The sequence below is a fragment of the Dankookia sp. GCM10030260 genome (genome assembly GCF_042666655.1).
Taxonomy (GTDB): Bacteria; Pseudomonadota; Alphaproteobacteria; order Acetobacterales; family Acetobacteraceae; genus Paracraurococcus.
In genome coordinates, this window is the sequence record NZ_JBHTDE010000004.1 from 150873 (window position 1) to 173526 (window position 22654).

Annotated in this window: 19 protein-coding genes; 13 read left to right on the forward strand and 6 right to left on the reverse strand. The window is 72.7% G+C overall.

Annotated features, from left to right (window positions below; all coding sequences use genetic code 11):
- Positions 1-132: 132 nt before the first annotated feature.
- Positions 133-702, reverse strand: a complete 570-nt coding sequence (locus tag ACFQS7_RS16315; protein WP_380068165.1) for a TlpA family protein disulfide reductase — start codon at positions 700-702, stop codon at positions 133-135.
- A gap of 19 nt (positions 703-721) precedes the next feature.
- Here ACFQS7_RS16315 and argH point away from each other — a divergent pair, with 19 nt between their 5' ends.
- The 9 genes from argH (at position 722) to ACFQS7_RS16360 (ending at position 14942) form a co-directional block, all read left to right on the forward strand.
- Positions 722-2104 carry an argininosuccinate lyase gene (gene argH / locus ACFQS7_RS16320; RefSeq protein ID WP_380068166.1) on the forward strand — a complete coding sequence of 461 codons (1383 nt, stop codon included), beginning with the start codon at positions 722-724 and terminating at the stop codon, positions 2102-2104.
- Positions 2101-2295: a hypothetical protein gene (locus ACFQS7_RS16325; RefSeq protein ID WP_380068167.1), complete on the forward strand. Its 195-nt coding sequence runs from the start codon at positions 2101-2103 to the stop codon at positions 2293-2295. The genes argH and ACFQS7_RS16325 overlap by 4 nt, the downstream gene beginning before the upstream one ends.
- Before the next feature lie 81 nt (positions 2296-2376).
- Positions 2377-3348 (forward strand): Bug family tripartite tricarboxylate transporter substrate binding protein, encoded by a 972-nt coding sequence (locus ACFQS7_RS16330; RefSeq protein ID WP_380068168.1) that lies wholly within the window; start codon positions 2377-2379, stop codon positions 3346-3348.
- Between the two features lie 71 nt (positions 3349-3419).
- On the forward strand, positions 3420-4415 hold the full coding sequence (locus ACFQS7_RS16335; RefSeq protein ID WP_380068169.1) for a Bug family tripartite tricarboxylate transporter substrate binding protein: 996 nt from the start codon (positions 3420-3422) through the stop codon (positions 4413-4415).
- A gap of 367 nt (positions 4416-4782) precedes the next feature.
- A complete protein-coding gene (locus ACFQS7_RS16340; protein WP_380068170.1) occupies positions 4783-5739 on the forward strand; it encodes an alpha/beta hydrolase in 957 nt (318 codons plus the stop codon).
- Positions 5740-6001: 262 nt separating this feature from the next.
- Positions 6002-7234 carry an MFS transporter gene (locus ACFQS7_RS16345; protein WP_380068171.1) on the forward strand — a complete coding sequence of 411 codons (1233 nt, stop codon included), beginning with the start codon at positions 6002-6004 and terminating at the stop codon, positions 7232-7234.
- Positions 7235-7304: 70 nt separating this feature from the next.
- Entirely contained in the window at positions 7305-8657 is a 1353-nt protein-coding gene (lysA, locus tag ACFQS7_RS16350; RefSeq protein WP_380068172.1) for a diaminopimelate decarboxylase, read from the forward strand.
- The gene (locus ACFQS7_RS16355; RefSeq protein WP_380068385.1) at positions 8654-11302 is read left to right on the forward strand and encodes a DUF4175 domain-containing protein; all 2649 of its coding nucleotides are present in this window, start codon (positions 8654-8656) and stop codon (positions 11300-11302) included. The genes lysA and ACFQS7_RS16355 overlap by 4 nt, the downstream gene beginning before the upstream one ends.
- Positions 11303-11387: 85 nt before the next feature.
- Complete coding sequence (locus ACFQS7_RS16360) at positions 11388-14942, forward strand: hypothetical protein (protein WP_380068173.1); 3555 nt, start codon at positions 11388-11390, stop codon at positions 14940-14942.
- A gap of 79 nt (positions 14943-15021) precedes the next feature.
- On the opposite strand, the gene ACFQS7_RS16365 is transcribed toward ACFQS7_RS16360, so the two are convergent.
- Positions 15022-15189, reverse strand: coding sequence for a hypothetical protein (locus ACFQS7_RS16365; RefSeq protein WP_380068174.1), 168 nt, complete (start codon positions 15187-15189; stop codon positions 15022-15024).
- Between the two features lie 234 nt (positions 15190-15423).
- On the opposite strand from ACFQS7_RS16365, the gene ACFQS7_RS16370 reads away from it, so the two are divergent.
- The gene (locus ACFQS7_RS16370; RefSeq protein ID WP_380068175.1) at positions 15424-16458 is read left to right on the forward strand and encodes an AbrB family transcriptional regulator; all 1035 of its coding nucleotides are present in this window, start codon (positions 15424-15426) and stop codon (positions 16456-16458) included.
- A 62-nt stretch (positions 16459-16520) separates the two neighbouring features.
- On the opposite strand, the gene ACFQS7_RS16375 is transcribed toward ACFQS7_RS16370, so the two are convergent.
- Positions 16521-17192 (reverse strand): tyrosine-protein phosphatase, encoded by a 672-nt coding sequence (locus ACFQS7_RS16375; RefSeq protein WP_380068176.1) that lies wholly within the window; start codon positions 17190-17192, stop codon positions 16521-16523.
- A gap of 111 nt (positions 17193-17303) precedes the next feature.
- On the opposite strand from ACFQS7_RS16375, the gene ACFQS7_RS16380 reads away from it, so the two are divergent.
- Complete coding sequence (locus ACFQS7_RS16380; protein ID WP_380068177.1) at positions 17304-17483, forward strand: hypothetical protein; 180 nt, start codon at positions 17304-17306, stop codon at positions 17481-17483.
- A gap of 270 nt (positions 17484-17753) precedes the next feature.
- A complete protein-coding gene (locus ACFQS7_RS16385) occupies positions 17754-18125 on the forward strand; it encodes a nuclear transport factor 2 family protein (RefSeq protein WP_380068178.1) in 372 nt (123 codons plus the stop codon).
- Between the two features lie 117 nt (positions 18126-18242).
- On the opposite strand, the gene ACFQS7_RS16390 is transcribed toward ACFQS7_RS16385, so the two are convergent.
- The gene (locus tag ACFQS7_RS16390) at positions 18243-19037 is read right to left on the reverse strand and encodes an enoyl-CoA hydratase (protein WP_380068179.1); all 795 of its coding nucleotides are present in this window, start codon (positions 19035-19037) and stop codon (positions 18243-18245) included.
- Positions 19038-19147: 110 nt separating this feature from the next.
- Between ACFQS7_RS16390 and ACFQS7_RS16395 the strand changes: the two genes are divergently transcribed.
- Entirely contained in the window at positions 19148-20230 is a 1083-nt protein-coding gene (locus tag ACFQS7_RS16395) for a Zn-dependent alcohol dehydrogenase (protein WP_380068180.1), read from the forward strand.
- 128 nt (positions 20231-20358) lie between these two features.
- Here ACFQS7_RS16395 and ACFQS7_RS16400 read toward each other — a convergent pair whose 3' ends face one another.
- Together ACFQS7_RS16400 and ACFQS7_RS16405 are read right to left on the reverse strand one after the other, a co-directional pair.
- Positions 20359-20916 carry a hypothetical protein gene (locus ACFQS7_RS16400; RefSeq protein ID WP_380068181.1) on the reverse strand — a complete coding sequence of 186 codons (558 nt, stop codon included), beginning with the start codon at positions 20914-20916 and terminating at the stop codon, positions 20359-20361.
- A 327-nt stretch (positions 20917-21243) separates the two neighbouring features.
- Positions 21244-22419 (reverse strand): OmpA family protein, encoded by a 1176-nt coding sequence (locus ACFQS7_RS16405; protein WP_380068182.1) that lies wholly within the window; start codon positions 22417-22419, stop codon positions 21244-21246.
- Positions 22420-22654: the final 235 nt, after the last annotated feature.

Here is a 22654-nt window from a genome sequence, read left to right on the forward strand (position 1 = left end):
GTCGTGTCCTCGCTGAACCCCGGGGATTGGCCACGGGCGGCGCGATGCCCGGTGCCATGGAACAGCGCCACCTCCGCCCTGGGTCGGGAGCGGCGATGGCGCCCTGGGTACCAGGCGCCAGGTTCCGGCCGCTCAGGTCTTTGCCTCGTCCTCCGCCGGCTTCCGCACCGGCGGCCCGACCAGCCGCCGCACCGCCGCCAGCATCGCCGGCGCATCCCAGGCCGCCGCGCCTTCCAGCCGCGCCGTCTCCCGCCCCTGCCGGTCCACCACCACCGTGGTCGGCAGGCCGCGCACGCCCATCGCCCGCCCGGCCGCGCCGCGCGGGTCGAGCCAGAGGCCCAGCCGGGCGATCTTCTTGTCGCGCAGGAAGGGCTCCACCACCGCCTTCCCGCCGCGGTCGGAGGACAGGGCCAGCACCTGGATGCCGTCCGGCAGCAGCGCCGCCTGGGCCCGGTCCAGCGCCGGCATCTCCTCGACGCAAGGCGCGCACCAGGTGGCCCAGAGGTTGATCAGCAGCCCGGTCCCGGCGAAATCCGCCACCCGCCGCTCCTGCCCCTCGGCATCCAGGAAGACGAATTCCGGCAGCGGCTTCGGCCCGTCCTCGGCCAGCTTGCCCATCGCCCCCGCCGCCCGGGCTTTGCGCCCTCCCGGTGCGGCGGCTAGGGTCGCGCCCGCCGCCAGCAGCAGGCCCCGGCGGGGCATATCGAGACCGGAAAGCATCGTGACCAGCAACTCCCAATGGGGCGGCCGCTTCGCCGCCGGGCCGTCCGCCATCATGCAGGCGATCAACGCCTCGATCGGCTTCGACCGCAAGATGTGGCGGCAGGACATCGCCGGCAGCCTCGCCCATGCCGCCATGCTGGCCCATGTAGGGATCATCGAGGCGGCTGACGAGGCCGCCATCCGCGAGGGGCTGGGCGCCATCGCCGCCCGGATCGAGGCCGGGGACTTCGCCTGGGACGAGGGCCTCGAGGACATCCACATGAACATCGAGGCCCGGCTGACCCAGGCGATCGGCGAGGCGGGCAAGCGGCTGCACACCGGGCGCAGCCGCAACGACCAGGTGGCGCTCGACGTGCGGCTCTGGGTGCGGGACGCGATCGACGGCCTGTCCGGCCAGGTCGAGGACGTGATGCGCGCCCTGGTGGCCCGGGCCGAGGAGCACGCGGCCACCGTGATGCCCGGCTTCACCCACCTGCAGCCGGCCCAGCCCGTCACCTTCGGCCACCATCTGCTGGCCTATGTCGAGATGCTCTCGCGCGACCTGTCCCGCCTGCGCGACTGCCGCGCGCGAATGAACGAGAGCCCGCTCGGCGCCGCGGCACTCGCCGGCACCGGCTTCCCGATCGACCGGCACATGACGGCGGCCGCGCTCGGCTTCGATGGGCCGACGCGCAACAGCCTCGACAGCGTGGCGTCGCGCGACTTCGCCGCCGAATTCCTGTTCGCCTGCGCCATGTGCGCCACGCATCTCTCCCGCTTCGCCGAGGAGATCGTGATCTGGACCAACCCCTATTTCGGCTTCGTCAAGCTGTCGGACGCCTTCACCACCGGCTCCTCCATCATGCCGCAGAAGCGGAATCCTGACGCTGCCGAGCTGGTCCGCGGCAAGACCGGCCGCATCACCGGCGCGCTGGTCGGGCTGCTGACCGTGCTGAAGGGCCTGGCGCTGACCTATTTCAAGGACATGCAGGAGGACAAGGAAGGCATCTTCGACGCCGCCGAGAACCTCACCCTCTCGCTCGCTGCCGTCGCCGGCATGGTGCGCGACATGCAGCCGAACGTGGCGCGGCTCGAACAGGCCGCCGGCGCCGGCTTCTCCACCGCGACCGACCTGGCCGACTGGCTGGTGCGGGAGCTGCACATGCCGTTCCGCGACGCCCACCACGTCACCGGCCGGCTGGTCGCCAGGGCCGAGGCCAAAGGCAGCGACCTCGCCGGCCTGACGCTGGCCGAGATGCAGGCCGAGGAGCCGCGCATCGGGGAGGCCATCTACGGCGTGCTGACGGTGCAGGCCTCGGTCGCCTCCCGCCGGTCCTATGGCGGCACGGCGCCGGCCAATGTCGCCCGCATGGCGGCCGAGTGGCGGGAGCGGTTGGTATGACCGCCGGCATGACCCGGCCGCTGCTCGCCCTGTTGGCCCTGGCGGTGCTCGCCGGCTGCGGCCGCGCCGGGCCGCCGCGGGTGCCGGGCCCGAAGGAGGCGGTCACCTTTCCCCGCAGCTATCCGCGTTACGACGCGCTGCCGAAGCCGGACCCGGCCACCGGCATGGCACCGGCCTCCCAGCCGCGGTAGGGGCTTGCCAGCGACCCGGGTTTTCGTGACACCTTGGCAGTGATGCCCGGCACCAAGCCGGCACGTCGAGGGAATGTCGGGATGGATCGGTTGACGCGCCGCAATGCGATTGCAGCGGGACTGGCGGCGCTGGCGGCGCCCGCCGTGGCGCAGGGCATCTGGCCGAACGGGCCGATCCGCTTCATCGGCATCTTCCCGCCCGGCGGCGGCACCGACATCCTCTCGCGCATCTGGTGCCAGCGCATGGCGGAGATCACCGGCGAGCAATTCATCGTCGAGAACCGCAGCGGCTCGGCCGGCAACATCGGCACCGAGGCCATCGCCCGCGCCACGCCCGATGGCCGCAGCATCGGCCTGGCCTCGGTCGCCCCGCTGGCCATCGGGCCGACGCTCTACAAGCGGCTGCCCTTCGACGTGAACAAGGACTTCATCTATCTCGGCGGGCTCTGGCAACTGCCGAACCTGCTGGTGGTGCATCCGTCCGTGCCGGCGAAGACGGTGCCGGAGCTGATCGCGCTGGTGAAGGCCAACCCGGGCAAGCACTCCTATGCCTCCTCCGGGTCGGGCACGACGGTGCATCTCTCGGGCGCGATGTTCGCGGCCATGGCGGGGCTGGAGATGATCCACGTGCCCTACCGGGGCGGCGCGCCGGCGCATATCGACCTGATCGCCGGCCGGGTCGACATGATCTTCGACAACATCCCGCAGGCCCTGCAGGAGGCGAAGGAAGGCCGCGTGCGGGCGCTGGCCGTCACCGGCGCGATGCGCAGCCCGCAGGCGCCCGAGATCCCGGCCATGGCGGAATTCCTGCCCGGCTTCGAGATCACCTCCTGGGGCGGCGTCATGGCCCCGGCCGGCCTGCCGCCGGCGATGGCCGAGCGCATCACGGCACTGACCCGCCAGGCCGTGCAGAGCCCCGAGGTGGCGGGTCGCTATGCCGAGAACGGCGCCATCGTCTGGCCGGTCACCGGGGCGGAGCTGGTCCGCTTCCGCGCCGCCAACGAGCAGGTCTTCGCGCCGATCATCCGGGCCTCGGGCGCTCAGGTGGATTGAGCCTCGACCGCCGGCGCCGCTGCGCTACCCTGTACCATCACCCGGACGCAGAGCCGGGAGGGAGGAATGCCATGCCGAACAGCCGACCCCGTCCGGGCCTGCCGCGCCGCGCCCTGTTGGCCGCCGCGCTGGCCGCCCCCGCCCTGGCGCGTGCCCAGGCCCCGGGCGCCGACTGGCCGAACCAGGCGATCCGTTACATCAACCCCTACCCGCCGGGCGGGTCCACCGACACGCTCTCGCGGCTGTGGTGCCAGAAGATGACGGAGATCACCGGCCAGCAATTCGTCGTCGAGAACCGCGGCGGCTCCGGGGGCGACATCGGCGTGGAGGCGGTGGCGCGGTCGCGGCCGGACGGGCTGACCATCGGGCTCGGCGGCATCGCCTCGCATGCCATCTCGCCGACCTTGAAGGCCAGCCTGCCCTTCGACCCGGCCAAGGACTTCACCTTCGCCACCGGGCTGTGGAAGCTGCCCAACCTGCTGATCGTCAACAACGACCTGCCGGTGCGGACGGTGCCGGAGCTGATCGCGCTGCTGCGCGCGAACCCCGGCAAGTATTCGTACGGCTCGGCCGGGCCGGGGACGACGCTGCACCTCTCGGGCGCCATGCTGGGCCAGCTCGCGGGGCTCGATATCCAGCACGTGCCCTATCGCGGTGCGGCGCCGGCGATGATCGACCTGCTGGCCGGACGGGTACAGTTCATGCTGGACAACATCCCTGGCGCCATCGCCCAGGCGCGCCAGGGCAAGGTGCGCGCCCTGGCGGTGACCAGCGCGAAGCGCAGCCCGGTGGCGCCCGAACTGCCGAGCCTGTCGGAATTCCTGCCCGGCTTCGACATCGTCTCCTGGACCTGCCTGATCGCGCCGGCCGGCCTGCCGCCGGCGATGGTGGCGCGGATGAACGCGCTGTCGAAGCGGGCGCTGGAGAGCGAGGACCTGAAGAAGGCCTATTTCGACCAGGGCGCCGAGACCTGGTGGGCGACGCCGGAGCAGGTCGCCGACTACCGCGTGCAGCAGTACGAGAAGCTCCGCCCATTGATCATCGCCTCCGGCGCGCAGCAGGGCTGAGCGGGCCGGCTTCGGCCGGTCGGCCTCGCCGGCCCGCCCTTGATGCGCGGCGCTGGCGCCCGGGGCGGGTTCGTCTCCGCCGGCGGCAGCCGATCGAAGGCGTTGCCCTCCCCTTGCAGCGGAAGGCTTCGCAGCCGTCATCCCCCCGCATCCACCGGTAAACCGGCGACGCCTCCCGGTAGGTCGGAAAGACCCGGGTCACGGTCGATCCAGAGAAAAAACACTGGCCAAGCAATGAAAGCCGCCGGCCCGAAATCTGCGCGCCACCGACCGTGGCGCGCTTGCACGGATCCGGGAAAGACCGGTTCTGCTCGCCGGACCGGACGTGCAATACTCGCGTCATGCGGAGGACAGGCAGACCCCGGAGATGACATCGCGCATCCTCGTCGCTGCTGGTGCGATCACGGCTCTCGGTGTCCTTCTCATCGCCGCCGGGGTGGCTCGGGACGCCCTGGTCAACCCGGCTGGCTATGTCCATCCCAGGCCCCGGGGCTTCCGCTACCATGACGATCCCTGGACCAGGCATCGGCTGGCTTTCGACGACGTCACACTGACGGATAACGGCCGCGGGGCACTCCGCGGCTGGTTGGTCCCCGGGGCTGCCGATGCGACCCGGGCCGTCGTATGGCTCCATGGTACGGGCAGCGACAGGACGCATGCATTGCCCTTCCTGCCGGCGCTGCACGAAGCCGGCGCCGCGGTCCTCGCCGTCGACCTGCGGGAGAACGGCCTGAGCGACGGAGCCGGCCGCGGCTCAGGCCTGGGGATGCGGGAAGCCGAGGATGCCGATCGCGCAGTCGCCGAGCTATGGCGCCGGGGCTACCGGACCATGGTGTTGATGGGCGTCTCGCTGGGTGCCACGGCGGCGATCATCGCAGGCGCGCAAAATCCGCGGGTGGCAGCGGTGATCGCGGAGGATCCGGTGGCCAGCTTCCTTGCATTCCGCGCAGCCATTCTGCGGCGTCGGTTCGGACGCCTGGGGCTCGATCCGCCCGCGGCGTTGGTGAACTGGTGGGGCGACGCGGTGGTCAGGCTAGCCATGGCGCACCAGGGTATGCAGACCCTGGTCGATGCGGAGGCGGCGGCAGGGCATCTCGGGCCGCGCCCTCTCCTGATCATCAACGGCGCGGCGGATACGGTGGTGCCGCCGGAGCATTCGACGCGCATCTTCCTGGCCGCGGCGGGACCGAGGGACCTCCTGCGCATCCCCGGCGCGGATCACGGACAATCCATTGTCGTCGCGCCGCAACTGGTCACCGACAGAATCGTAGCGTTCATTCGCTCGCTGCCCGAAGGAAGGCCCGTCATGTCGGTTGCCGATTAGAGCGCGATGGCCTTGGGGCGGACTCGCCGAAACGCTTGAATCGCACGATCCAACAGAGGCCAGCGCACTGGTTCCGATGCCTTGCGTCGTCCCCGAAGCCGGCGGGGCGGCCTGGGTTGCGACGGCCGGACAGGCGCTGCGGTCCGCGCCGGGACGATGGCTGCCACCCGCCAGGTTTTGCCCACCGGCATCCTGGCCCCCTCCCCAAGCGTGCCCCCAACTGCGATGCTCCAGCCTGGCGCCGAGACGCCGGGAGGAACGCATGCCTGTCACGCACCACGCCGAGGCTGGCGTGGACAGCCGTTATGCCTGGATGCGGCTCGCCGCCTCCGTCCTGCTCAGCACGCTGGGCGGTGTCGGGCTCTGGTCCATCGTGGTGGCGCTGCCGGCGGTGCAGGCGGAGTTCGGTACCGCGCGGGCCGATGCGGCGCTGCCCTATACCCTGACCACGCTCGGCTTCGCCGTGGGCGGCATCCTGATGGGCAAGCTGTCCGACCGCTTCGGCGTGCGGGTGCCGGTGCTGATCGGGATCTTCGCGCTCGCGGCCGGCTACGTGCTCGCGGCGCAGGCGACCAGCATGACACAATTCGCCATCCTGCACGGCGGGCTGATCGGCCTGCTCGGCAGTTGCGCGACCTTCGGGCCGCTGGTCGCCGATACCTCGCTGTGGTTCCGCCAGCGGCGTGGCTTCGCCGTCTCGCTGGCCGCCAGCGGCAACTACTTCGCCGGTGCCGTCTGGCCGCCCCTGGTGCAGGCCGGCATTGCCGAATACGGCTGGCGGCACACACATGTGGTGATCGGCATCGCCTGCCTCGTGCTGATGCTGCCGCTGGTCCTCGTCCTGCGCCGGCCGCCGCCGCGGCAGGCGCCGGTGCGGGTCGTGGCCGATGCGGCGGCGGCCAGCCCGCTCGGCCTCAAGCCCAACACGCTGCAGGCGATGCTGGGCATCGCCGGCATCGCCTGCTGCATCGCCATGGCCATGCCGCAGGTCCATATCGTCGCCTATTGCGTCGACCTCGGCTACGGCCCGGCGCGGGGGGCGGAGATGCTCTCGGTCATGCTGGCCTGCGGCGTGGTCAGCCGGCTCGGCTTCGGCGTCATCCTCGACCGCATCGGCAGCACGGCCACGCTGCTGCTCTCGGCCTCCCTGCAGGCGGTGGCGCTGGCGCTGTTCCTGCCCTTCGACGGGCTGGTGTCGCTGTACATCGTGTCCGGCATCTTCGGCCTGTTCCAGGGCGGGATCGTGTCCACCTACGCGGTGATCGTGCGGGAGAACGTGCCGGCGAGCCAGGTCGGCGTCCGGGTCGGCATCGCGCTGTCGGCGACGCTGGTCGGCATGGCGATCGGCGGCTGGATGTCGGGGCTGGCCTTCGACCTGACCGGGTCCTACCGCGCGGCGGTGGCGAACGGGATCGCCTGGAACATGGTGACGATCGTCATCGCCGGGCTGCTGGTGCTGCGGCGGCGCGGCCGGGAGCGGCCGGCCTACGCCTGATCGAGGGCGGGATGCGGTCGGTGCTCACGCGCCGCTTGTCCCGCCCCCCTCCCGCGCCGCACAATGGGGCATGGCCGCCCCGCTCCCGCTCCCCTCCGCCGACCCCGATCCCAGCTTCGCCGAGCTTCTCGCCGCGCGGCCGCACCTCTCCATGCACGCGATGGATGGGCTGGTGGTGGAGGGCGTGCCGCTCGCCCGCATCGCCGCCGTCGCCGGCTCCCCTACCTGGGTCTATTCAGCCGGCGCGCTCCGCCGCCGCGCCCGCGCGCTCAAGGCCGCGTTGACCGGCGCCGGGCTGCAGGCCGGCATCCACTATGCGGTCAAGGCCAATACCAGCCTCGCGGTGCTGCGGGTCCTCGCCGCCGAGGGATTGGGCGCCGACGTCGTCTCGGAGGGCGAGCTGCGGGCCGCCCGCGCCGCCGGCATCCCCGCCGCGGCCATCGTCTTCTCGGGCGTCGGCAAGACCGAGCGGGAGCTGCGCCTGGCGCTCGCCGAGGACATCGCCCAGATCAACATCGAATCCGCCGAGGAAGCCGCGATGCTCTCGGCGCTGGCTGCCTCGCTCGGCCGCACCGCCCGTGTCGCGCTGCGGGTCAACCCCGACGTCGATGCCCGGACCCACGCCAAGATCACCACCGGCCGGTCGGAGAACAAATTCGGCGTCGCCATCGACGACGCCCCCGCCCTCTATGCCCGGATCGCCGCACTCCCCGGGCTCGAGCCGGTCGGCGTCGCCACCCATATCGGCAGCCAGATCACGAGCGGCATGGCCGCCTACCGCGCCGCCTATGCAAGGCTGGCCGAGCTGGTCGAGACGCTCTGGGCCGCCGGGCTGCCGGTGAAGCATGTCGACTGCGGCGGCGGCCTGGGCATCCCCTACCGCGACGAGCCGGCGCCTTCGCCCGAGGCCCTGGCCGGCGCCATCAAGGCCAGCCTCGGCCACCTCGACCTGCCGGTAATGCTGGAGCCGGGCCGCTGGATCGCCGGCCCCCCGGGCCTGCTGCTGGCCTCGGTCATCCTGCAGAAGCAGGGGGCGGACCGCCGCTTCCTGGTGCTGGACGCCGCCATGAACGACCTCATCCGCCCGGCGATGTACGAGGCCTGGCACGGCATCCTGCCGGTCGGCCCGGTCGATTTCGTCGCCCCGGTCTCGCCGGCGGACGTGGTCGGCCCGGTCTGCGAGACCGGCGACACCTTTGCGCGCGGCCGGGCGTTGCCATCTATGACCCCGGGCGCACTGGTCGCCTTCCTCGATGCGGGAGCCTATGGCGCGGCGATGAGCAGCACCTACAACATGCGGCCCCTGGCGGCCGAGGTCCTGGTGGACGGCACCCGCTTCGCCGTCACCCGCGACCGGCAATCCTACGAAGCCCTGCTCGCCGGGAACCGGATCCCGGCCTGGCTCGAGGAGAGCTCCCCCTGAGCCCCGCCGGGCCGGCAGCCCCGGGGGGCAACACCCCCGAAGGGCTCGCCGCGGCGCTCCGGCGCCGGCGCCGCCTCGCGCGGCTCGCCCTGTTCTGGGAGGCCGTATGGCCAAGGGCTTGGCCGGTCCTCGGCATCATCGGCCTGTTCCTCGTCGTCGCCCTGCTCGACCTGCCGCAGCAGCTTCCCGGCATGGTCCACATCCTGTTCCTGCTGGGCGTCGCCGGGCTGCTCGGCTGGGCCGGCCGGCAGGCCTTCCGCGGCTTCCGCCTGCCCGACGACAGCGGCGCGGAGCGGCGGCTGGAGCAGATGTCGGGGCTGCGGCACCGGCCGCTGGCGGCGCTGTCCGATCGGCCTTCGGGCAATGACCCGTCCGGCCTCGCGCTCTGGCAGGTGCACCAGCAGCGTGCCGCGGCGCAGATCCGGCGGCTGCGGATCGGCACCCCGCGCCCCGGCCTGCCCACCCGCGACCCACGCGCGCTGCGCGCCGCCGTGGTGCTCGGCATGATCGCCGCCCTGACCGTCGCCGGCGCCGAGGCGCCGGAGCGCCTGCGCCGCGCGGTCACCCCGGCCTTCGCCGGCCCGGCGCCGACCCCCGTCCTGAAACTGGAAGCCTGGGTGACGCCGCCGGCCTATACCGGCGCCGCGCCGATCTTCCTCGACCCCGCCGGCGGCGCCGCCACCGCGCCGGTCGGCAGCAAGCTGCAGGTCAGCGTCTCCGGCGGCCAGGGCGCGGCGCCCGACCTGCTGCTGGATGCCGGCGCCACGCCGTTCCGTGCGCTGGATGCCGCCAGCTTCACCGCCGAGGCGGTGCTGGAGCGCGGCGGCCGCCTCGCGGTCCGCCGCCAGGGGGCCGAGCTCGCCCATTGGGCACTGACCGTGCAGGCCGACGCGCCGCCGACCATCGCCTTCACCGAGCCGCCCGGCCGCGCCGCCCGCGGCCTCGGCACGCGGCTGCCCTGGAAGGCGGAGGACGACTGGGGCCTCGCCGCGCTGCGCGCCGAACTCCGGCTGAAGGCGCGGCCGGAAGCGCCGCCGCTGCTGGTCGACCTGCCCTTGCCCTCGGGCCAGGCGAAGCAGGCCAAGGGCGCGGCGACGCCCGACCTGTCCTCCCATCCCTGGGCCGGGCTGGACGTGCAGGCGCGGCTCTTCGCCAAGGACGGCGCAGGACAGGAGGGCGCCTCCGGGGTGGCCGGGCTGACCCTGCCGGAGCGCAGCTTCAACCACCCGGTGGCGAAGCGGCTCATCGCGCTGCGCAAGGAGCTGTCGATCGAGCCCGAGCGCCGCGCCCCGGCCCGGCGCGAGTTGGAAGCGGTGGCCGCGGCGCCCGAGGCCTTCGAGCACGACACTACCACCTACCTGGCGCTGCGCACCGCCCGGACCAGGCTGATCGTCGACCGCCGGCCCACTGCGGTGCCGGAGGTGCAGGAGATCCTCTGGCAGGTCGCCATCGCGCTGGAGGAAGGCCGCGACGGCCGCACCGCCCGCGCCCTGCAGCAGGCGCGCGAAGCCCTGCGCCAGGCGCTCGATCAGGCCGAGCAGAACAAGGCGCAGGACCAGCCGGCGACGACGCCGGAGGAGCAGCAGAAACAGGGCGAGGAACGCGCCGAGCTGCAGCGCCGCATCCAGGAGCTGCGCGACGCCATCCGCCAGCACCTTGAGGCGCTCGCCGAAAAGCTGCAGCGCGAGAATGCCGAGGCCATCCCCTTCGACCCGCAGTCGCGGATGCTCGACCAGAAGGAGATGGACCGGAAGACCAAACGGATGGAACAGGCCGCCAAGGAAGGTCGCCCCGAGGACGCCAAGAAGGAGCTGGCCGAGCTGGAGGAGATGCTGAAGGCGCTGGAGGAGGGCCGGGTTGCCCGGGCCGAGAGCCCGGAGCGGCAGCAGAAGCGCGAGAAGGGCCAGCAGCAGATGGGCGTGGTCCAGGACATGGTGAAGCGCGAGTCGGACATGCTCGACCGCAGCCACCAGCGGGCCGAGGGCGCCGAGCGCGACCGGGCCGCGCAGACCCGCCAGCAGCGGCTGAACCCGCAGAGTTTCCGCTGGCCGCCGGATGCCCAGCAGGGCCAGCAGCCGGGCCAGCCCAACGCGCAGGACCAGGCTCAGCGCGATCAGGACGCGCGCCTCCAGCGGGCGCTCCGCCGGGCGCTGGGCGAGCTGATGCAGCAGTTCGGCGACCTGACCGGGGAGGTGCCGGAAGGCCTCGGCCGCGCCGACCAGGCGATGCGGGAGGCGCAGGAGGCGCTCGGCCAGGGCGGCGATGCGCGGGACGCGCAGCAGCGCGCACTGAAGGCCCTGCAGGAGGGCGGCAAGCAGATGGCCCAATCCATGCAGCGCCAGTTCGGCCAGCAGGGCCAGGAGGGCGAGGGCGAGGGCGACCCGCAGGACATGGCAGGCGAAAACCAGCCCGGCGGCAACGGCCAGGACCAGGCGCAGGGCCAGGGCGAAGGGCGCGACCCGCTCGGCCGGCGCTCGCGCGACGTGAACGGCAATGCCGACAACGGCGCGGATACTCGGGTGCCGGAGGAGGCGGAGCTGCTGCGGACGCGGCGGCTGCAGGAGGAACTGCGCAAGCGGGGCGGGGAGCGCGAGCGGCCGGCGGAGGAGCTGGAATACATCGACCGGTTGCTGAAGCGGTTCTGAGGCGCACCGTCTTCACCCTTCCGCAAGCCTGCATCGCCTAACCCTGTGGCCAGCGGGCCATCCTCCGGCCCGCGGCTGGAGGGACATGGCGACGTTGCTCGGCACCGCGGAGAGCGACCTGCTGGAAGGCGGCGACGGCGCGGATACCCTGCTTGGCGGGGGCGGCGCCGATACGCTGGTCGGCGGCCCGGGCGCCGACGTCTTCGTCCTGCAGGGCATCGCCGGGGTCGAATCCAGCCTCGGCGCGCCCGACCGCATCCTCGATTTCAACCTTGCCGCGGGCGACCGCCTGGTGCTGCGCGCCCAGCCGGTCGGCGCCGATCTCTGGCCGATCGCCACCGGCACCTGGGGCCTGCCCGGCCAAGCGCCGCTGCCGGTCGGCTGGGGCGGCGTGCTGGCGCCGGCCGCGGCGCCCGTCGCCAGGCTCGCCCTGCCGGATGTGACCGGCGGCCTTGGCGTCCTGTTGCGCTGGCTGCCCGGCCTGGCCGGCGGCGGCTGGCTGCTGCTGGATGCCGACCGCGACGGGCTGCTCGGCGCTGCCGACCTGGTGGTGCGGCTCAAGGTTGCGATCGGCCCGGCCGCCTTTTTTCCTGGCGGCCTGGCGACGCTCGGCACCACCGGCGCCGACAGCCTGGACGGCACCATCGCCGACGACCGGCTGCACGGCTTCGCCGGCAATGACAGCTTGGCCGGCGCGGAGGGCGCCGACACGCTGGCGGGCGGCGCGGGCGCCGACAGCCTCTCGGGCGGCGCCGGCTTCGACAGTATCGACGGCGGCGAGGGCAGCGACGCGCTGGACGGCGGCGCCGGGCCGGATGCGTTGGTCGGCGGGGCGGGGAACGACACGCTGCTGGGCGGCACCGGCGACGACCTGCTGCAGGGCGGCCTCGGCAACGACAGCCTCGCGGGTGGCGAGGGCAACGACAGCCTGGAGGGCGGCCTCGGCGCCGATACCATGCTGGGCGGCGCCGGCGCCGACGGCTTCCTGTTGCAGGCGATGGGGGAGGCGGCCTGGTCCACCCAGCCCGGCATGGACCTGCTGCTCGGTTTCTCCCGTGCCGAGGGCGACCGGCTGCGGCTCAGCGACGCCTTATTGGATATCGATGCCGGGACCTATGCCGGGGCCGACGGCATTGCCCGCGCCCTGCTGTGGGGCGGCACCACGCGGCCGCTGTCGTCCCTGCCGCTCGGCACCCTGCTGCCGGCGCAGCCGACCGGGGTGACCGGCGCCTATCAGGTCTTCTGGGTCCCGGCCTTGGCGGGCGGCACCGTGCCGGCCGGCGGCTGGCTGGTGCTCGACCTCGACCGCAACGGGCGGGTGGATGCCGCGGATGCGGTCTGGCGCATCGGCTCCTCGACCCAGCCGGTAGCGATCGGGCCGGAGGATTTCGCGGCCGGCACCTTCCTCTCGATCCTCCGCCCCGGTGTCGAGCGCGCCGGCACCGGGGGCGACGACACCCTGACCGGCGGCAGCGTGATGGAGGCCTTCCAGGCGAGCGCCGGCAGCGACCGCATCGCCGGCGGCGCCGGGGCGGGCAATGCGCTGAGCTACGCCGGGATCGGCGGCAGCGTCGTGCTGGTGCTGACCGGGCCTGGCACCGGCACCGTGGCGAAGTCGGCCGGCGGCACGGATACCGTCAGCGGCATCCAGGCCTTCATCGGCACCGGCGGGGCCGACCGGCTGGACGCCGCCGCGGCCGGCATCGGCTTGTTCACCACGAGCCTCGAAGGCCGCGCCGGCGACGACACCCTGGCCGGCGTCAACGGCGCAGGCGTCCAGGCCAGCTACGCCACGAGCCCGGCGGCGGCGCGGATCGACCTCGCCGCCGGCACCGCGCAGGACGGCTGGGGCGGCACCGATACGCTCGTCTCGATCCGCCGGGTCGCCGTCACCTCCGCCTTCGCCGATACCGTGCTGGGCTCGATCGGCGACGACATCTTCCTGTCGGGCGCCGCCGGCGACAAGGTCTTCGACGGCCGGGCCGGCACCGACGAATGGCGCTATGCCGGCAGCGGCACGGTCGTGATCGACCTCGGCGCCGGCACGGTCACGAAGCCGCTCGGCACCGACAGCCTGACCGCGATCGAGGCCGTGGTGGGCGGCGCTGGCGACGACAGCATCCGCGGCGGGGCGGGGAACGACCGGCTGGCCGGGGCCGCCGGCAACGACACGCTGGATGGCGGCGCCGGCAAGGACATTGCCGCCTATGACGCCATCGCCCCGGGCTCCGACCTGCCGCTGCGTGGTGCGGTGGTGGACCTGACCGCCGGCGTCGCCACCGACCCTTGGGGTGGCCAGGACCTGCTGCGCGCCATCGAGGGCGCCTGGGGCTCGCGGTTGGGCGATGACCTGACCGGCCTCGCCTTGGCCGGAATCTACACCCTGCTGCGCGGCCTGGCCGGGGACGACACGCTGCGCGGCCCCGGCCCTGGGACCAAGGTCATGGCGGACTATGGTGGCGACCCGGCCGGAGTGGCGCTGGATTTGCTGGCCGGCTCGGCGCGGGACGGCTGGGGCGGCACCGACCGGCTGCTCTTCATGGACCACGCCCGCGGCACGCCCTTCGCCGACAGCCTCGCCGGCCACAACGGCGCCAACCTGCTGCAGGCGGGCGCCGGCAACGACACGCTCGCGGGCGGCGGCGGCAACGACACCCTGCAGCCGGGGCTGGGGGCCGACCTGGTGCAGGGCGGTGCCGGCGACGACCTGGTCTCGCCCGATGCGGATGGCCGTTTCAGCGGCAGCCTGGTGCTCGACCTCGGCGACGGCAGCCAGCACAGCCTGGCCCTGGCCAACGTGGCCAGCTTCACCGACCGCCTCGACGGCGGCGGCGGGCTGGACCGCTGGGTGGCACCGGCCGGGCCCAACCTGCTCGACCTGCGGACGCACGCGCCGGTGGCGATGGAGCGCTTCGAGGGTGCCGCCGGCGCCGATGCCCTGCTGCTGCCCGCCGGCCTGGCCACGGCCGCGACCCTGCTGGGCGCCGGCGGCGACGACACGCTGTCCGGCGGCGCGGCCGGCGACGTGCTGGAGGGCGGCGACGGCCGGGACCTGCTGGCCGGGCAGGCGGGCAACGACACGCTGCGCGGCGGCGCCGGCGACGACACGCTGGCCGGCGGCGCCGGCAACGACGCGATGGACGGCCATGCCGGGCTCGACGCGCTGTACGGCGGCGCCGGCAACGACACGCTGATCTCCTCCGACCGGGGGGTGCTGCTGGATGGCGGGCCGGGGGAGGATTTCGCCTCGGTCAGCCGGGCGGCCGCGACGGTGCCGCTGCGGCTGGATTCCAACGGGGCGGAATTCGTCCTGTCGGGCGGCGGCCTGACCACCCTGCTGCGCGGGTTCGAACGCGAATCGATCGTCGGCGGGGCAGCCGGTGACTGGCTGCTCGGCCTGAACGGCGCGGATACGCTGCGCGGTGGCGGAGGGGCGGACACGCTGTTCGGCGCCGGCGGCAATGATCTGCTGGATGGCGGCGCCGGGGCGGATCTGGCGGTGCTCGGCGGGGCGCGGGCCGCAACGGTGCTGGTGCGGCAGTCGGACGGCAACTGGCTGGCGGTGGGGCCGGCGGGGACGGACCGGCTGGTGGGCATCGAACTGGTACGGTTCACCGACCAGGATGTGGTGCTGCGCTGAGGGCCGGGATCGGGTGTCCCGCCGGACTTCCCGCCGGGCGAGCTTGGCGGGGAAGCAGCATTTCCTCCCCCGATCCTGCCTACTCGCCCGGCTTCGGCGCCGTGCCGGCGGCCGGTGGTGGTGGCGTCGGCTCGGGCCGGCCGCCGGCGTTCCGGTAAGCGTCCAGTTCGCGCTCCGTCGGCAAGGTCGCGGTCCGCCCGGCGCCGTCGCGGAATTCCAGCACCACCAGCCCAAGCGCCGGATCCAACCGCAGCGACGGGTTCGGCAGGCCAGGCGAGGCAGCCGGCGTGGAGTCGCTGGACGCACGCGCCGCGGCCTGCGGCGGGACTGCTTCGCTCGGGGGGGCCGCCGCGCGGGGCGGCGGAAGGGGGGTGAGGGGGGTCATGGCTGCTCCGTCCCGATTTTCTGGACAAAGCATGAAGGAAGCCTGAAGCGGCGGCGGTTTGACGGATCGGGGCGCCGGCGCGAAGGTCGGCGGACCTTGCGGACCCTCCCGACCCAACTCCTCACCACCGCGATCGCCGCGCTCGGCGGCGGGCTGCTGGCGCTGCTGCACGTGCCGCTGGCCTGGATGATCGGCGCGATGCTGGCGACGGCGACGCTCGCCTGGCACCGGCCGGTGGCGGTGATCGGCTGGGCGCGGCCGACCGGCCTGGTCTTCCTCGGCCTCGGGCTCGGCGCCACCTTCTCCGGCCCGGTGCTGGCCGCGGTCAGCGGCGCGTTGCCGGTGCTGCTGCTGGGCGGAATCGTTGCCATCGCCACCGGCTTCGTCGTGGCCCGGCTGTTCACCCGGCTGGCGGGGACGGATTCGCAGACCGGCTTCTTCTGCGCCGTGCCCGGCGGGGTGATCGTCATGGCGATGCTGGCGCAGGACGCCAAGGCCTCCGTCGCCACGGTGACCCTGGCGCAGACCATGCGGGTGCTGGTCGTGGTGCTGACCTTTCCGCCGCTGCTCGGCTGGCTGGCGCCGCATGGCGCCTTCGGCGAATTCATGGCACCGCGGCAGCCCTTCTGGTGGCCGGGGCTGCTGGCTATGGCGGCCGGCGGGCTTGCCCTGGCCTGGCCGCTGCGCCGCGCGGGGCTGGCCAATCCCTGGATGCTGGGGCCATGCGGCATGGCGATCGGGCTGGCGGCGACCGGGCACCTGCCGTCGGGTGTGCCCATCGTCCTGCTCAACGCGGCGCAGGTGGCGATGGGCGCCTCCCTGGGGACGCGGCTGACCAAGAGCTTCCTGCTGTCCTCGCGCCGGCTGGCGGTGGCCGCGGTGATCTCCTCGGTGGTGCTGTCGCTGCTGCTGACGGTGATCGCCTGGGGCATGGCGGTTGCGGCCGGGCTGCCGGTGCCGGCGCTGATCCTCGGGATGGCGCCGGGTGGGATGCCGGAGATGGCGCTGACCGCCAAGGCGCTGGAACTGGCGGTGCCGCTGGTGCTCGGCTTCCATTTGACCCGCACGGTGCTGTGCAACCTGCTGGTTGGGCCGCTCCACCGCCTGGGGCTGAAATTCGGCCTGCTGTAGGGCAGGCCTGCCGCGGCCGAGGCAGCCTCCGGGCGCTGCTGCCCTGCGGCGATCCGCCGCCGCTATTCCCGCCGCAGGATCCCGTCCAGCAGCCGGTCGGCCCAAGGCTGCGAGGTGAAGTCGCGCTTCAGCGCCGCCTCGTCGTAATCCTCCCGCAGCCAGTCCAGGAAGGGCTTCGGCGCCTCCCGCGTCGCCGAAGCGTAGCGCGCGAAGAAGGCATCAAGGATGCCGGTCTTGCCCTGGCGGATATGGCCATGCCGCAAAGTGAGCTGCGCCATCGCCTGGTCGACCGGCCGGCCTTGCAGCAGCAGCCACAGGCCGGCCGCCAGGCCGGTGCGGTCGGCGCCGGATTTGCAATGGATCAGCACCGGCTCCGGGACAGTCGCGAAGATCTCGGCAAGGCGGAGGATGCGGTCCTTGTGCGGCGCGCCGCGGCTCTCGAAGGGCGCATCCACATGCACCAGGCCGGCGGCGGCGGCGGCGGCGCGGCCGAGCCGGTCGGAGCCGCAATCGACCCGCTCGCCGCGCAGGTTGATCACGGTCCGCAGCCCCAACCGGTGCTGCGCGTCGCGCAGTTGCCAGGGCAGCGGGTGATTGGACCGGTAGAGCCGGCCAGGCTCGACCACGCCCCAATTGCGCCAGGACACCCGCAGCAGGGCGTGATCGACGAACAGGCTGTTCAGCCAGGCGCGGCCGCCGGGCATCGGGGCGCCCATGGTGGGGGTGGCGGACATGCCGCCGGTATGGGGTGCGGGACGGTGGAAAGCCAGGGGACAAATACCTTGGGAACAGCCCGCGGTAGGGGGGCGTTCGGGCCAGGTCAGACGCCAGCACGGAGAACGTCCATGTCGAAGGCCCCATTGCCGCCGGTCTCGCCCGCCGGCATCAGCCCGAAAGGGCCCGGTCCGCACCAGGACCATGCGGGCGACCACCAGGCGGCCACGGCAGAGGCCGGCAAGGCGGCGCAGGACCGCATCCTCGCCGAGCAGGACGCCACCCGTCAGGGCCAAAAGCCGGACCGCTGAGACGAAGCAGCGGCGCGGTCGGAGCGAAGCGCGACGCGGGCGGACCCGGTACAGCCGCCAGGGCGGCGGGCACGGCCACGTCCTTCGTGCCCAGACGGCGCTGCACCACGCGGCCGGGCCCGATCGATGCCGGGTGCGGGGCGACGGCGGGACGCGCATCTGGGCGAACAGGTCTCGGCGCCGCCGGGGCGGCCAAGCCTCGTCGCGGAGCCTTGAACATGCCTCCGCAGGAGCCGGTGCAAGCTGCGCCGGCATGCAAGGGAGGCAGCCATGGCCCATGAGGCATTCCGCGACACCAACCGCATCTTCGAGGAGGATGCGATGGGCAAGGGTGACTTCGCCGCCCTGGCCCGGGTCTATACCGCGGGCGCGCGGCTGTTCTCGCCCGGCGTGCCCGCCATCACCGGCATCCCCGGGATCATCGACTACTGGAAGGGTGCCGCGGGCGCACTCGGCGTCACCGGCGCGAAACTCACCAGCCTGGAGCTGACCGTCGCCGGCGATCGCGCGACCGAGCTCGGCCGCGGCGAGATCTTCACCAAGCCCGGGGCACCGCCGGTCACGGTCAAGTACGTGGTGCTGTGGAAGCAGGAAGGCGGTGCGTGGAAGTGGGATGTCGATTGCTGGAACCTCGACGCCTAGCGAGGCGGGGGAGGCGCTGACTCCCCGTTGGACGCATGCGTCCAGCCTTCCTCTGCCTTCCCGCGTCGGCACGCGCCGCGCGGCGGTCGGGGAGGGAATGCTCTCCCTCCCCAGGCCTCAGCGCCCGCTGAACACCGGCGGGCGCTTCTCGGCGAAGGCCTTCAGTGCCTCGCGGTGGTCTTCGGTGTCGCGGCAGCGGGTCATGCCGAAGGCCTCGACATCCAGCGCGTCCGACAGCGTGCCCTGCTCGGCGACCTGCATGTTGCGCTTCATGTGGTGCCAGGCGACGCGCGGGCCGGCGGCGAGCTGCTTCGCCAGGGCCATGGTCGTCGTCGCCAGCTCGGCATCGGCGACCAGCCTGTTCAGCAGGCCGAGCCGATGCATCTCGGCGGCGTCGATCACCTCGGCGGTGAAGTAGAGCTCGCGCGCCTTGGCCGGCCCGACCAGGCGGTTGAGGAACCAGTGGCCGCCGAAGTCGCCGGAAAAGCCCATCTTGCCGAAGGCGGTGCCCATTCGCGCGCTGGCGCCGCCGATGCGCATGTCGCAGGCCAGCATCAGGGACATCCCGGCGCCGGCCGCCACGCCGTTCACCATGGCGATGGTGGGCTTCGGCATCTCGTGCAGGATGCGCGACGCCTCCATGCGGACGCGCAGGCGCATCTGCGCTTCCTCCCGCGTGCCGTCCAGGATCGGCACGGCGCCGGTCGCGCGCGACTTCATGTCGCCGCCGGCCGAGAAGCCGCGGCCGGCACCGGTCAGCACCACGCAGCCGACCGACATGTCGCCGGCGATCCGCGTCAGCGCCTCCAGCATCTCGGTCAGCATGTCGCCGCCGAGCGCGTTCAGGCTGTCCGGCCGGTTCATGGTGAGGGTGGCGACACCGGCTTCCTCGGTCACCAGAAGATCGGGCATTGGTTTCCTCCTGCATCTGCCTTCTGGCGCAGCCTATACCGCCGGCGCAGAATGGCGCGCTACCCGTCGCGCGAAGGCAATGACGCGGCCGGAGGAGGAGAGGGCATCCCATGAAGGCAGCGGTCCTGCACGCGGCGAACGAGCCGCTGACGATCGAGGAGGTCACCCTGCAGAAGCCCCGGGCACGGGAGGTGCTGGTGCGCACCGCCTTCGCCGGGCTCTGCCATTCCGACCTGCATTTCATCGAGGGCCTCTACCCCCACCCGATGCCGACCGTGCCGGGGCATGAGGTCGCCGGCGTGGTCGAGGCCGTGGGGTCCGACGTCACCTACCTCTCGCCCGGCGACCACGTGATCGGCTGCCTGTCGGTCTTCTGCGGCGCCTGCCAGCAATGCACCTCGGGCCGCACCGTGCTGTGCGAGGACACCACGGTGAAGATGGTCCCGGGCCAGTCGCGCCGGCTGTCCTGGAAGGGCGGGGAGGTGATGCACCAGTTCCTCAACCTCTCGGCCTTCGCCGAGCAGATGGTGGTGCACGAGAATGCCCTGGTGAAGATCGACCGCGACATCCCGCTCGACCGCGCGACGCTGGTCGGCTGCGGCGTCATCACCGGGGTCGGCGCGGTGATCAACACCGCCCGCGTCCCGGCCGGCTCGACGGTCGCCGTGATCGGCTGCGGCGGCGTCGGGCTCTCGGCGGTGAACGGCGCGGCGCTGGCAGGCGCCTCCCGCATCATCGCGCTCGACACCCTGCCGGAGAAGCTGGAACTGGCGAAGGTCATGGGCGCCACCGACACCGTGCTGGTGGGGAACGACGACCCGGTGCAGGCGGTGAAGGACCTGACAGGCGGCGGCGTCGAGTACAGCTTCGAGGCGCTGGGCCTGAAGAAGACCGCCGAGCAGGCCTTCGCCATGCTGCGGCCGGGCGGCACGGCCACCATCGTCGGCATGGTCCCCTTCGGCCAGAAGATCGAGCTGCATGGCTTCGACTTCCTGCGCGAGCGGAAGATTCAGGGCTCCTCCATGGGGTCCAACCACTTCCGCACCGACATGCCGCGGCTGCTGACCATGTGGCAGCAGGGTCGGCTGAAGCTGGACCACCTGATCAGCAGCACGCTGAAGCTCGACGAGATCAACGACGGCTTCGCGCGGTTGAAGGGCGGCCATGTGGTGCGGCAGCTGATCGCCTTCTGAGGCGAAGGGCGGGCTGCCGCCCGCGCCTAGGGCGCGATGGCTTTGGGCGGAATCGCCGCGGAGCCTCAATCGCGCGGCCTAGCAGGCGGTAAGGCATGCTGCGTGAGCGAAGCCGAACGCCTCATGCACTACCGCCGCCGGTCGAGCCGGTCGAAGTCCGAGGCCACCATCCCGGCCGCCGCCACCGTCTGCGGCAGCCGCGGCATGGCGCCCAGCTTCGCCAGCACCGCCTGCGGCCCGGCCGGGAAGGCCGGGCCGCTCAACGCCGCCTCCGCCCCGGCCTGGTTGCCGGCGCGCAGCGCGGCGCCGGCCCGGCGCATCGCCTCGATCACCGCCTGCGGGTCGGCGCTGGCCGGGATGCCCAGATAGTCGCGCATCTCGGCGCGACCCTGCTGCAGGGTCTGCAGCACCGCCGGGTTGAGCACCGGCGCGTAGCGCGGATCGGTTGCCAACTCGCTGGCAAGGAACTCCTGCTGCTCCACCGCCACCGTAGCGTTGGCCGGATTGTCGGCCCAGCGGCTTGGCTCGCCGAAATTGCGCGGCGCCCGCAGCGCCGCGCCGCGCACCGGGTCGCCGATGCCCCACAGGTAAGGCGCGTTCGGATCGGTCTCGCAGCCTGCCAGGGCCAGGGCCAAGGCGGGGCCAACCCCGCCGAAAAGGGCGAGGGCCCCACGTCTCGTCCGCATCCGCGCCTCCATCCTATGGGACAGGCATATTCACGAAGCATGGAGCCGGCAAGCCGGGAAGCGCCGGCCCGGGAGCGTCGGGGCGGGGACCGCGTTGGTGCCGCATCGGAACGCAACGGAAGGTCACCATGCGCGGCATTCTCCTCTGGCTCCTCGGCATCCCGATCCCGATCCTGATCCTGCTCTATCTGTTCAACGTGCTTTGAGGCGGGTTCGCATCCGGACATGAAAAAGGGGCGCCTCGCGGCGCCCCTTCCCAATTCCGCCCCCCGATGTCCCGTCCAAGCCAAGGGCGTCCCGGGTATCCCGACCCGGGACGCCTGCGGCTTAGCGCAGGACGATTTCGACGCGGCGGTTCTGCGGCTCGCGCACGCCGTCGGCGGTCGGCACCAGCGGCCGGCTCTCGCCATAGGCGCTGACGCTGATGTCGCTGCGCGAGATGCCCCTCGCCACCAGCTCGGCCGCGACCGCATCGGCGCGGCGCTGCGACAGGCGCTGGTTGTAGGCGGGCGAGCCCGAGCGGTCGGCGTGGCCGGCCACTTCGATCCGCGTCGCCTGCACCCGGCCGGCATTGGAGGCCGCCTCGGCGATGATCTCGCGGGCGCGGGCGGTCAGGTCGGCGCGATCCCAGTCGAAGAAGACCAGGTAGGTGCGCGCCGGGGCCGGCGCCACGGCCGGGGCCGCGACGGCAACCGGCGGCGGCGGCGGCGGCGGCTGGAACAGCGCGTAGCGCAGGCCGAGCATGACCGAGTGGTTGTAGTTGTCGGCTTCCACCTTGCCGGCCGCACCGATCTGGTTGTTGGTCGGGCTGCGGATGGTGGTGAACATCTCGGGCTGCAGGGTGCCCATGAAGCGGTATTCCGCCGTCAGGGTCAGGCCGGTGACGCCCAGCCAGGTCAGCGGGGTGCCGACGCCGACGATGCCCTGATAGGCGAACTGCGCATCGGTGTCGTTGGCGTAGAGCACGGCGCCGCCCTGGCCCGGAGCACCGCTCTGGCCGCGGATGTTGCGCCAATCGGTCCAGGCATAGCCGGCGCCGACACCGACATAGGGCTGGAAGATCGACTGGCCGAGGCCGAAGTTGGCGAAGTCGAAGTCATAGAGGACATTCGCCATCACGCCGTAGGTGCGCTGGAAGCCACCGGTCCGGGCGATCGGGGCCAGGTTGAAGCCGCGGATGCTGTCGACTTCGTTCTCGCGGAAGTTGCCTTCCACTTCGGCCCGGAAGCCGTTGCCGAAGCCCCAGCCGATGCTGGCGACGCCGCCATAGCCGGCCTTGAAGTTCGCCTTGCCCGCGTTGTTGATGGTGGTGTTGCTGGGCAGGCCGAAATTGCCCGGCGTGCTGTCGCCGCTCAGGTCGAACTTGGACGGGTTGTTGATCCAGTTGGCACCGGCGCCGAGGCCGATATACAGGCCGGTCACCGGCTGGGCGCTGGCCGCGAGCGGCGCGACCAGGGGAGCCGCCAGGATGGTCGCTGTCAGCAGCGCCCTTTTCAGAGTCATTGTCAGCATCTCCGTGTTCGTGGCGCCTGTCGCGGGGACCGGGGGGTCGGTTCGCGGGCGACATGCGCTCATTCGCCTAAAGAAATCCGGGACCAGAGGTTCATCGAGCCCGTTGCAAGCCCTGGCGCTGTTGCATCTGAGCCACAGGCCCGGTGGGGGCTGGGCCGGCGATGCGGGGCGCGTCAGTTCGCCGGGGAGGTAGAGCAGATTAGCCGAGGCAGGTGGCCCCACGGCT